The 12,070-nt window shown below is 43.5% G+C and carries 10 protein-coding genes; 5 read left to right on the top strand and 5 right to left on the bottom strand.

All coding sequences use genetic code 11. The features are described from left to right. On the bottom strand, window positions 1–583 hold a 583-nt coding region (locus F6K52_RS22725), incomplete at its 3' end, for a hypothetical protein (protein WP_293083077.1). Window positions 584–600: 17 nt separating this feature from the next. After that, window positions 601–1,689 (bottom strand): glycosyl transferase, encoded by a 1,089-nt coding sequence (locus F6K52_RS22730; protein WP_293083080.1) that lies wholly within the window; start codon window positions 1,687–1,689, stop codon window positions 601–603. Between the two features lie 163 nt (window positions 1,690–1,852). On the opposite strand from F6K52_RS22730, the gene F6K52_RS22735 reads away from it, so the two are divergent. Next, the gene (locus tag F6K52_RS22735; protein WP_293083083.1) at window positions 1,853–2,242 is read left to right on the top strand and encodes a RidA family protein; all 390 of its coding nucleotides are present in this window, start codon (window positions 1,853–1,855) and stop codon (window positions 2,240–2,242) included. A 123-nt stretch (window positions 2,243–2,365) separates the two neighbouring features. On the opposite strand, the gene F6K52_RS22740 is transcribed toward F6K52_RS22735, so the two are convergent. Further along, window positions 2,366–4,954, bottom strand: coding sequence for an NACHT domain-containing protein (locus F6K52_RS22740; protein WP_293083085.1), 2,589 nt, complete (start codon window positions 4,952–4,954; stop codon window positions 2,366–2,368). Window positions 4,955–5,338: 384 nt separating this feature from the next. Between F6K52_RS22740 and F6K52_RS22745 the strand changes: the two genes are divergently transcribed. Next, window positions 5,339–6,289, top strand: a complete 951-nt coding sequence (locus F6K52_RS22745; protein ID WP_293083087.1) for a YbhN family protein — start codon at window positions 5,339–5,341, stop codon at window positions 6,287–6,289. Between the two features lie 50 nt (window positions 6,290–6,339). Here F6K52_RS22745 and aspS read toward each other — a convergent pair whose 3' ends face one another. Both aspS and F6K52_RS22755 read right to left on the bottom strand, forming a co-directional pair. Next, on the bottom strand, window positions 6,340–8,127 hold the full coding sequence (gene aspS, locus F6K52_RS22750) for an aspartate--tRNA ligase (protein WP_293083089.1): 1,788 nt from the start codon (window positions 8,125–8,127) through the stop codon (window positions 6,340–6,342). Between the two features lie 58 nt (window positions 8,128–8,185). Next, window positions 8,186–8,317, bottom strand: coding sequence for a hypothetical protein (locus tag F6K52_RS22755; protein ID WP_293083092.1), 132 nt, complete (start codon window positions 8,315–8,317; stop codon window positions 8,186–8,188). Between the two features lie 242 nt (window positions 8,318–8,559). Between F6K52_RS22755 and F6K52_RS22760 the strand changes: the two genes are divergently transcribed. The 3 genes from F6K52_RS22760 (at window position 8,560) to F6K52_RS22770 (ending at window position 11,242) form a co-directional block, all read left to right on the top strand. Beyond that, the gene (locus F6K52_RS22760; protein WP_071102467.1) at window positions 8,560–8,970 is read left to right on the top strand and encodes a roadblock/LC7 domain-containing protein; all 411 of its coding nucleotides are present in this window, start codon (window positions 8,560–8,562) and stop codon (window positions 8,968–8,970) included. A gap of 711 nt (window positions 8,971–9,681) precedes the next feature. After that, a complete protein-coding gene (locus tag F6K52_RS22765) occupies window positions 9,682–10,542 on the top strand; it encodes a DUF4388 domain-containing protein (protein ID WP_293083095.1) in 861 nt (286 codons plus the stop codon). Between the two features lie 151 nt (window positions 10,543–10,693). Further along, window positions 10,694–11,242, top strand: coding sequence for an ATP/GTP-binding protein (locus F6K52_RS22770; protein WP_293083099.1), 549 nt, complete (start codon window positions 10,694–10,696; stop codon window positions 11,240–11,242). Window positions 11,243–12,070 lie beyond the last annotated feature (828 nt).

Below are 12,070 nucleotides of genomic sequence, written 5' to 3' on the forward strand. Positions count from 1 at the left end.
CAGGAATGCAAAACTCTGCTATGACATTCAACGTAATAATCAAGGCAACCCCCCAAGTTACATAAGCAGAATACTTCAACGATAGAGAAAAATCTTCTAATCGCTGCCTGTTTGCATTATAAGTCTCTACCAGATTAACCAGCATCTGTAGCTGGTATTGTTCTGGTGAGAGTACCAGGTAACGTTCTAGGAATTTTTTATCTCCCAAGTTGGGACTGACTGCGATCTGACGCGGGAGAAAAGCACGGATTAGTAGGGTAAAGTTAAGCATAAATCCCAGTATCTCAGCAATACCAAAAGGGCTGCGAAAAAATACTAGTCCAGAGATGGTTAAACTGGTTAACAAGGCTCCGTTAGTGACAAACAAGATATTGAGCTTTGTGGTTAAGGTTTGACTGCGCTCCCTTTGTTGATCAAGTACCATACGAACGTCTCGTGCTGCCAACTCTAGGCTGGGGAAAGAGGTCTGCTCTTTAGAGGTTTGCTCTTCAATAGTAGAGGTTTCTGGTGTGTCTATGGACTTTGGGATAGAATTATGGCTATTCTGGATCTGTTCTATAAGCGAATCTACGGTAGATATCATGGCAGGGGCTATCTAGGCTATTTAGTGTGAGTCTGGAGGTAGTTAACAATATCTTTAGCAATCTTGTCTGTTCCATCCTTTACCAAGCTTTGAGATTTTCTGGGAGGCTTGGGAGTATGATGGAGAAATTCCCACTTGCCGTGGAAAAATTCTGTCGGTGTTAAAATCTGGTGGTGACCGTAGTCTTGCACCCCTTCTATTAGGATAGCGGCTTCAGCAAATCCCGAGCGGGTAACTGAAGAAATAGGTATATCCAGGCGTAAGGCTTCAGCAAAAGTACTGTAGCCCGGTTTGGAAATCACTCGGGAGCACAAGGGCATGAAATCCACTGGTCGATAGTCGTGACCCTTGATTTTTAGTAAATTGGGTAAATCTGGTGCTTGAGAGTCAAATGTGATAAACTGCCATTCTGGGAATCTAGATAGATTATGGTAAGGAATTTGTTCCAACCCTAACCCCCCAAAGGTGAGTAAAGCCGTTTTAGACTTTGGAGACTTCAGATCACAATGCTTCCTTAATTGATCTGTACTGTACCCTGGTGACCCCCCTGTTAAGCCCACATCGGTGATATGGGTGAAGGCGCTCATGGGTTCATGTAAAGGAAGGCGAAATAAGCGATCGCATTTTCCATAATACTCACTGATCCAATCGGCAATCTCAGCAAACTCTCCTCCCCAGTCTCGATAGATGAAGTCCCAGCCAAAGTTACTCATCATCCAACAGGGAATGTCAGCCGCTTGAGCAATACCTACAGCTAAGGGGGGAATATCGGCTAATATCAGCCCGACTCGATTGTTACGAATAAAGTCAACCTCACTAGCAATAATTGATCTAGCATTGGAACGAATTTGCTGTAGTTTGCTTAAGGTTACCTCTTTATCCATTGTTAAGCTGTCGGTTTGAATAACACCAACATCAAAAGCCCGTGGGCGATGAATAAAATCCCCCGGAATGTAGGATTCTAATAACCAGCGTGGTATTGTTGTTACTAGAATCAGTAGGATATCCGGACACAGTCGTTGAATAGCCGCAGCTACGGAGGCACTACGTACAGCATGACCAAAACCGTGGCTAGTGATAGCGATGTATAAAACTGGTCTAGACATTCTAGGAGCTCAGGTATTGAGTTAATTGAAGGCTTTCATGCAGGCTAACAAAAATAAACCACAAGTGGCTAACTTTGGTAGTGACTACCTTGATTATAATTTCCACACTTGAAAATCAAATTCAGAAAAAAATTTAAAGTTTATTGTTTAAGGAGTTGAAAAGGTGCTGGAATATATCACTTTACCGAACAACGTTTTGCCACCTGTAGCTCCTTATTCCCACGCTGTTAGGGCAGGAGATTTTATATTTGTGACGGGACAGCTAGCTGAAGACCCTGTCACTGGAAAAGTAATAATTGGGTCAATTGAGGAACAGACTAAACAGGTAATGGAAAACTTGAAGCTGGTTTTAGACCATGCTGGCACTAGCTTCGCTCAGGTAGTTATGGCTCGCATTTTTGTGACTGATTTTAGATACTACCAGACAGTGAATGACTTATATGCTTCTTATTTTAACAAGAATCGGTTACCTTGTCGAACAACGGTTGGAGTCATAGGTCTGGCTGGTAATGGTGATGTAGAAATTGATTTGATTGTTTATTGTGGTGATTAATGATAATGGTAAATTCGCAATATTTTATTTATCTATTAGCATTTAGCTTGCCCGCTTCGCCCATGGTAATATAGGCATCTAAATTTATAACTGTTAATAACTTTGCCTTTTTTATTGGATAGTCTAGTTAATTTTTTCTCGAACAACCCGAATTCCCTCCCAAGCTGGCATTCGACCAGTTCGTCGCTCATCCATTAATAAAAATAATGTGTAAATTGGAGCAATTTTATCCCTATTACTGGCATACTTACGGCTTAAGTCTTGACAATTTTTAACCGTCAAATGAACAGGTTTCAGGATTTCAGGATTGGTAGCAGCTTTTTGATAAATATCAGCTCGCACACTCCAGGCAATAAATACTAACAGCACATAGAAGCGGAGTAATTTAAGATCTGGGTTTTCGTATCGGTCAAGGTCGAGGTTGAGGTAGGGATTGAGGTTGATATATTTACCTAGCTTGAGGTCTTTGTATAGGTCTTGGTATGGCTCAAGGTTCTGGTAAAGGTATCGATCGAGGTCGAGGTTTTGTTCAAGCTCTTGGTAAAGGTTTCGATATTGGTAGAGGTTAAGCTCTAAATACCGGTAGAGTTGGATATCTAGGTATCGGAACAGTTCTAGTTCCCCCTCCAAGTTTAGGTTTAAATCTAGAGCTATATCTAGTTGAACAACATTAGCTAATTGTTTTTGCCAATTTTTCCACTTAGCTGCTTTTATCCCCACAATCACGTTGTGTTCTTTTTCCTGGCACCAGCAGCCTACTGGCTGTTCAATCGCTTGGTACTCCTGTGCTTCATCGGAAGTGGGCAATCTGTACCTGAATCCTGGTGTTGAGTAGTTTTGAGTCAACCATTTACAAAATGCTTTTGCATCACGAGCTTCAATTCCAGTAATTGGCTGATTTCCCTCTAACGCTATAAACCGTTTGCTTTCCCAATGATCTGGCTGATGATACTCACCTGCTGCTAGGCTTTGATCCAAAAATAATTGATACTCAGCACAGGTAATATAACTCAAGCCAATTTCGATTCTGTCATCAATTCGGAATAGTTGATTCAACCGCCTAGATAACTTAACCTCTGCAGCTAACTGAGCAATTTCTTGATTAGGGGATGCTAAATCGGCTGCTAGGACTTGTTCAAGTTGTTGCTCTAGCTTAGGCTTAACGGTCAACCCTTGCGCTAGGCAATTATAGGCAAAAGCTAAAGACTCTTCTGTTGCCTTTTCCAAAGCTGCACGAATCAAGTTAGTGCCATCAGCATCCGAGGCCCAGAAGCGGATAGTTTCAGTCCACCAGGGATTATCCACATTTTTAATCAAGATCTGCTCTTGGTTCAGTTCCTTTACCTGAGCAGCGGCTAAATAGTCCTGAAAACTCTGGTGAGCAAACTCGTAAATACCTAGCCTCCTTTCCACTAGTAACCCAGTAGCTGTCTCTATATGCTTAAGAAATTCCTTTGGTTTTAGTGGACTCTCTGCCACTGATGCTAGGTGCTCTTGACTATCAGATGGGGTGAATTCACAAGTTTCCTGTTCCATCAGTCCTAGTGCTAGTCTTTGTAAGACTGATTGTTTTTGCACACTTGTTAGCGGTCTAGGGATGTTCTGAGGGGATGACACCTCCAGCAATACATGGCAAATTTTGCTGTAAAGTTCTCCCCGACGCTCTGGTAAGATGCTACCGCAAGCGTGAAGGGTAGCTATCATAGTTAGCAGCAGTGGATTGCTTGCCATTGAAGCTATCGAGGGATTATTTCTAATCCGCTCTACTAAATCCTCAACTTGCTTCTGAGGTGATAATTGTTTTCTGGGACTACTAATATTAGCTTGTCGATACCAGCCCTGAAGAAATTGCTGAATTTGGTTGAAATTGAATGGTTGTACTTCTAAAACTGTTTCGATGTGCGACCCCAGTATACTACGATAGCCCTGGTGACGATATGTCAGGATAAAAGCAGTTTGGGGATAGGTTTGCATCTGCTGGTTAACCCATTGACTCACCTGGTGACGCTGATCCGGATCAGCGACTTCATCCAACCCATCCAACATCACTAAGCATTTGCCATTTTCTAACTGATCCCGAAACCAATTGGCAGGAGGTTTATCCAAGCCTGCGGATTGACCCAATCCTGGTAATGACCCTTCCTCAACTTGTTTCGTAACTAGCTGTGGCAATAATGGTGTTTGCTCACTAGTAATGCGATCGCAACTATTCCGCAAATCTACCAGTATAGGAATTAGTTTTGGCGCTTTATACTGGCGGTGAGCATTGTTGGCATAGGTCAGGGTCAAATGCTGCAACGTAGTGGTTTTTCCTGACCCTGGGGGGGCAATGATTGCCAAATGTCGATAGGCTGGTCTTTTAGGTATTTTGGCGATAAAATCCCAAATTTCCTGACTGATCTGAGATTGATGGGAGTTTGTCCATGGGTTAGGTCTATTACCTGAAATTTTTGTAGCGAATCTTAGGGGGACAAATACCTGCTCGAATGAGAGCCTTGATAGCCTTGTGTTCAACACTACCGTCTTCAAGTCACCAAAACCGTAGACTAAGCTTTGGTAATACTTGTCTTGAAACTGTGAGGTAGATTTTCCGTCGTGAAACTGTGAGGTTAATTTTTCCCACAACCCCATGACCAAGTTTTCTTCTGGTTCCAAAGCTTTCTCATTTGACTTGTTTTGGAACGATGGCTTGTCCGACATGTTTTCTGGCATAGTGATGCTACTGCTACAAAGCCCCTTGCTTTCGAGTGTAAGCGAGTCTAATACTAACTTGCCGCTTAAAGATGTAATTTACTGGTAAGACTATCCTTGAATTTGACTTTTAACCGTCAACTGTCAACGCTCAATCCTCTTGGGCAAAAAACCGTTGCAATAGTGACCTAGTAACAACCCAACTTGCGGTAAACACGCTTACTCGATGACACGGCTGATCAATTCTAAATTTTTATAAAAAATGCTATATTTTAAATATATATTTTTAACTATTAGTAATGTAATTGAGTTTTTAGCATTTTATCACTCTCATTCTTTGTCTGTCATTTGTGATATCTTCGTTCGTGTCGTATTACTTTGTAAAAATGTTAGAATAGATAGTCAATGAATGTAGCGATTAAGCGAGTCGTATCACGCCTAAAACCTTACCTACGCTGGGCAATCTTAGGTGGGACATTATTCTTTTTAGCAAAAGCCTTGAAAGACAACTGGCAAGAAGTGCTAGCCATTCGGATCAGCACTTCTGGATGGACTTGTTTAGGGATCGCTGTTGCCGTGACATTGCTAGCCCACACCTGGACTGGCTGGGTTTGGCATTGGATACTCCGGGAATTCGACCAACAACTAGGGCTTGGATGGTGTATCCGGATCTATCTCAAAGTTAACATTGCCAAATACTTACCAGGTAACGTTTGGCACTTCTATGGTCGGATCTGGGCAGCGAAAACAGCAGGAGTTCCATTGGGAGTAGCTACTCTGAGCGTGTTAATGGAACCTCCCATGATGGCAGTAGGTGCTTTATTGCTGGCTTTGATCAGCTCTCCTCTGGCCAGCCGGATCATTCAACTCCCAATTCTGTTTGCTGTACTGATACTGATTCATCCTTGGTGTTTAAACCCATGCCTACAGTATTTAGCTAAATTAACAGGCAAGAAGAAAAGCATTGAATCGGGTGTTGATCAGATTATCCGGGTCAAGCGCTACCCAATCCTACCATTGTTGGGGGAATTGGGCTTTTTGGGATTGCGAGGTTCAGGCTTTTTGCTGACCCTGTTAGCCTTAAGTCCAATCAGCCCCAGCCAACTCCCCCTGTTGCTTAGTGGGTTTAGTGTAGCTTGGCTGTTGGGCTTAATTGTCCCAGGGGCACCAGGGGGAGTTGGGGTATTTGAAGCTACTGCAGTGGGTTTACTAGAGCATGATTTTGCTCCGGCAGTGGTGCTGAGTTCGGTTGCCTTGTATCGTTTGATCAGTATCGTATCAGAAGTTGGCGGTGCGGCACTGGCATGGTTAAATGAACCTCCAAGCGATCGCTCTTCTAACCAAGATCAAGGATGAAGTCTTGATACTTCATACTTGATACTTCATAATGTTTCATACTTCATATTTCATGCTTCATCGTGATAGGTAGAAGCTACATACAACTCTTTTAACTGTTTATCATCCACAGCACCTGGAGCATCGGTTAGTAAAGAACGTGCTTGTTGCGTTTTCGGGAAAGCAATCACATCGCGAATCGATTCTTCCCCAGCCAATAGCATTACTAGCCGATCCAAACCATAAGCAATCCCACCGTGAGGAGGGGCACCATAGTCAAAGGCTTCCAGCAGAAACCCAAACTTACTGTAAGCTTCCTCTTCAGACAAGCCAATAGCTTCAAAAACTTGCTGCTGAATCTCTGGCTGGTATATCCGGAGACTACCACCACCGATTTCTACCCCGTTCCATACTAAGTCATAGGCTTGAGCCCGAGCCGTTTTCAAATCATCTAAGTCATCAGGATGAGGAGCTGTAAATGGGTGGTGCAGTGCTTCTAAACGCTTTTCATCCGCATTCCACTCAAACATGGGGAAGTCTGTTACCCAGAGTAAGTTAATCTTGGTTGAATCAATTAATCCCAATTCTTGACCAATCACAAGTCGTAAGCGGTCGAGGGTTTTATTGACAATGTCAGCTGAACCAGCACCAAACAACAGCAAATGACCAGCAGTAGCACCAGTTACTTCTAATAACTGCTGTTTTTGACTATCGCTTAGGTTATCCTTAATCGCCCCAATGGTATCAATTTCACCTCCTTCTCGCACCCGGATATAAGCTATCCCCTTAGCACCAGCTTCGCTTGCTTCTTTGAATAAGTCACCCCCTGGTTTAATCCGGACATTCGATATAGCTTCATTACCACCAGGAATAGGTAGAACTTTGACTACACCCCCACTCTTTACTGCACCGGAAAAGACTTTGAAGCCAGAATCTTTCATCAAATCAGAGACATTGACTAGTTCTAAGCCAAAGCGAGTATCAGGTTTATCACTTCCGTAGCGTTCCATAGCTTCAGCGTAAGTGAGGCGGGGGAATGGTGTGGGGATATCAATACCTTTGACTGTTTTAAAAATGTGAAATACTAATGTCTCATTAAGCTGGAGAATTTCCTCTTGGGACATAAACGACATTTCCATGTCCAACTGGGTAAACTCTGGCTGTCGGTCAGCTCTGAGGTCTTCATCCCTGAAACATCGGGCAATCTGGTAGTATCGATCCATACCCGATACCATCAACAGCTGCTTAAACAATTGGGGGGATTGGGGCAGAGCGTACCACTGACCCGGATTAACACGGGAGGGGACAAGATAGTCTCTAGCACCTTCGGGAGTGGAACGAGTTAGCACTGGGGTTTCCACTTCGATGAAGCCTTGTTCATCTTCCAGGTAACGGCGAATTCCTCTAATCACCTGATGGCGCAGTTGCAGGTTTTTGCTCATGCGATCGCGTCTTAAGTCCAAGTAGCGATACTTCAGCCGCAAGTCTTCTCGCACTGACTCAGTATCAGCACTGGACACCTGAAATGGCAACTGCTTACGCACTTTATTGAGCAGTTTAATGCTATGAGCGTAAATTTCTACCTCGCCAGTAGGCAATTTCGGATTAAGGGACTCCTCAGGACGCTTAGTAACTCGTCCAGTAACGTTTACTACATATTCATTGCGCAGGTGATCGGCATCGTTATAGGAATCAGGGGTACGCTCAGGGTCACTAACAATTTGGACAACACCACGAATATCCCGTAGGTCCAAGAAGATGACACCTCCATGGTCACGACGTTTCGAGACCCAGCCGCAGATGGTAACAGTTTCACCAATGTGCTGGCTTCGGAGTTCACCACAATAATGAGTTCGCATAGTTTTTGTCTATAATGCTAGTTTAATTAACTTACTTATCCGGCTAAACCCTGGTGCGTTATGGTCTTAGATTCTCAACCTCACGGATGATATGTGCTGTTTTACCAGCACGCTTACTAGGATTCAAATCCTCCGCCAGTAACCCGACCCAGGCAATTTCAGCCACCACAAAGTCTGAATTATAGCTCATTTGACCCGAGTCTACGCCATAGCCTGAAACTAGGCTTCCTGATATGGGGCAAAAGGTTTGATAGGTTCTGTGTACCTTTGGGCTATAGTTCCTGATATCCTAACCCAAGCCAGATCTCCGACGAATTTACTGCAACGACCGAGTATGGCAAATAGACCTTGATAATTGGCTAGACTTTCCCTATCACTCTATTTTCCACGAACTCGATTGAGCAGTAACGTTTCGATGAGGAATGGATAACCATGACCATTAATACCGCCAAGCTGGAGACCATTATCCAAAATTTTGTTACCAGCACCAGTGAGGTTCAAGGAGCTGCTTTAGTTTCTCCTGATGGACTGCCTATAGCATCGAGTTTACCGAGCGAGATGGATGAAGAACGAGTATCAGCCATGTCAGCTGCTATGTTATCCCTAGGTGAACGGATTGGCTCGGAATTGTCCAGAGGCATTCTAGACCGCATCTTCGTAGAAGGTAATAAAGGTTATGGCATACTAACCAACTGTGGCGAGTATGCTGTTCTATTAGTCTTAGCCACCAAGGCAGCTAAACAGGGGGTGCTGATGCTGGAAATCAAGCGGGTGATTCCAGAGTTGAAGGCAGCCTTAGAGCCTCACCATTCCATACCAGGAATTTATGAAACAAAACTCTAGTTAAAGTGCCACAGCAAAGATATGAAAGGTTGCCACTGCTTATATCGTCTCGGGATAATTACCCTGTCTTGATGCAATAGCGAGTGGGGGAAACCCCCAAGACCGCGCTGCATCGCTTAATAAAAACCTCCCCCATCTGGCCATCTGGCCATCTGGCCATCTCCCTACACTCCCTACCCTCCCCGTGCCCGGGCCCCAAAATTGATGGGTATTCAACCAGACTTGATATTAGATTAGGGTGGGTGAATTTAATCTTGACAGCTAGTTCAATATAATGTAAAGCTAGGATTTTTAGTAGAAATGGTCACTGTTATTTGAATAATTTAAGAAATCCTTTTGATTTTAGGTAACTCAAGAGACCTATGGTCTTAACTGGAAGTGGCTATACTGGCAAAGCTATCTAAGCGCCAGGTTTGAGTTAAGCCTATTGCCAATGTCAGATTGCCAATTTCAGAAACCCTGCTGACCCTATCCTCTCTAAGGCTTATATCTTCACGTTACGCATCAGCCATAAGAGAGAATTTTTTCGATTTACACTTAGTTAAGTACCAACCAACTGGGTGGAATTTCATTGTAAAATAATTAAAATTTAATAACTTTAAGATAAAATCCAAAAAAATGGATTAAAAAAAATAGATTATTCATTATGTTATGTGACTATCAATAAACTTAAGCCTAGTAATAGGTGAATTTCTTACTTATTGGCAAGTAATGGCTATCACGAGTTCTTTAGCGGAATTTTCCCTCCCAGAATTGTTTCAGTTCCTCGATCAAGGAAACAAAACTGGATTACTAACCCTCCGATTCAAGCTAAGTAGGCATAGTCAAGAAATAAAAGCTCGACATATTCTACTGCGCCAAGGTCGGATCTTGGCAGTTAGCCATCGTCTGGATAACCAATGCCTGCTGAAAATGATGTGTCAGCGGGGTTGGCTGAGCCCTGAGGTAATCAATGAACAGGTAAATCGATGTCCGGCGAATAAACCTATTGGTCTTTACTTGAAGACTAAGGGATTTCTGCATCCAGAGCAGTTGAGACTACTATTTCATGCCCAGGTGCTACGCTCAGTTTGTGGCTTATTCCGGCTCAAAGATGCTAAATTTAGGTTTGACTCTAAGGCAACCTTGGCCACCATAGAAATGACGGGTTTAAGCATCTCAGCTACCAAAGCAACTTTAATTGGTCTGCGAGCTTTACCAGATTGGACTGGATTAGCAGACAAGCTACCTGAGACAACCTCAGCACTATCTAGGGCGATGGTCGGTCATCGCCAGTTAGGGCTAGACCCAATGGAAGCTGCAGTTTGGAAATTAGCCAATGGGTCGATTTCCCTCACTGATATTGCTACTCGGTTGGGGAAGTCTCTGGAAACGGTTCAACAGATATCCTTCCGGCTGATTAGCGTGGGTTTAGTCACAGAAGTGCCTATGCTTACTTCATATCAACAGAACTATTGGCAATCACAGGGATTAGAGCCAGTCGCCGTTGGGGCCAATCGAACTGAGGAGGACAATCCTCAAGAGCTAAGCAATCGCTTTGTGCAACACTTACTTGGTTTCTTAAGGAGGTAATTAACGATTAATAACAGCTAGGTACTTTTTGGAGTTAATGGTAGTTTTTATGCAATCAGAGCATGGTAATCCTAATCCAGTGGTTGACAATAATGTTGTCGTGTTTCCGATTCTGCTTCAGAACGGCTAACAGCAAATAAGCGTGGAAATTATGCGTCTAGTTGTAACCGGTGCCGTGGGTGCTGGAAAATCCTCTTTCATTCGCTCGGTTAGCGAAATTGATGTAGTGGATACAGATTGCTTAGCAACGGACGTGACAACTAAAATTAAGCAAAAAACTACAGTAGCGATGGACTTTGGGCGTTTGCAATTTGCTCAAGATATGGCGCTACATTTATATGGTACTCCAGGACAGTCTCGCTTTGATTTCATGTGGGACATCCTGATTCGGAAAGCCCATGCTTACATACTCCTTGTTGATGCCCATCGTCCCAGTAACTTTAGCGCTTCCCGTCGCCTCCTCAGTTTTATGGGACAGCGTGTGAAAATTCCCTTAGTGATTGGCCTAACCCATGTTGATTGTCAAGGAGCCTGGTCTCAAGAGGATGTAGCGATCGCGTTGGGCTTTGTTGATCAAAGCAACCGACCCCCGATGGTCAGCCTAAATGCCAATAAACGGGATTCTGTGATTCAAGCATTAATAGTGCTAGTACAATATATCATTAAATGCGACATCAACCACACTCCCCCTAATGGTTAGAGTGTGGGCTGATCGCCGTAAAATCTAAATTTAGGATCTAGCGATACTAAGTTTTGGTGTATTTAAGCCATTTTGAGGTGTTTTTTGATAACTAGCAATTTAGGTTAGTAGTAGGGTGGATAATTCCCACCCTAGCAAAACTTACGCAGCAATTTTATCTGTAGCTTCCGTTAATAATGCCCCCTACTACTTATAGACTGTGTTGCCCAGTATTGAGTAACTCCTGCCTAGTTGTAGAGTATTGGCTTTAGTCCACCGAAAAGAACGACAGGGTCGGAAATGGTATATTTTGAGAGTTTTCAGAGCTTTGATGGCTATAAATCCATAGATTTTCCAGAAACTAACATCGAGCCTGAATTTCTCAAGTTCTATTACTCAATTGGTTCTCGAGTGGTGACAAAGGACTAATAACAACTGCAAGCGGTGCAACCTAGCGCTTTGAAAAAGTGCTAGGGAACGCCTACCAAGAAAATGACTTACGAATTTGAGTCCAACTTGGTATTATCACTCTTTCTAGTGTTCTCGAATAACAGAGGCTTCCCACGCGACCCTTTTTTTTAAGGAGTGGTAAAGCCACTGAATCCTAAGTTGCGATCAAATTTGATGCGGTGCGAAGCGCGCCCTTTTTGCGACGCGGTGTGACCCCGGTCGGGTTTCCCGACAAGGGTGAACGCGCACCAACAGAGCTAAGGGTGAATGCGCACCAACAGAGCTAAGGGTGAATGCGCACCAACAGAGGGAAGGCTCACTTCTCAATTTGACACAATCTTTACACACTCTTTACAGAATTTTGAGATGATCCAGTGCAACTAGCCGTTACTAATGGTA

It is taken from the genome of Moorena sp. SIO3H5 (assembly GCF_010692395.1).
GTDB lineage: Bacteria > Cyanobacteriota > Cyanobacteriia > Cyanobacteriales > Coleofasciculaceae > Moorena.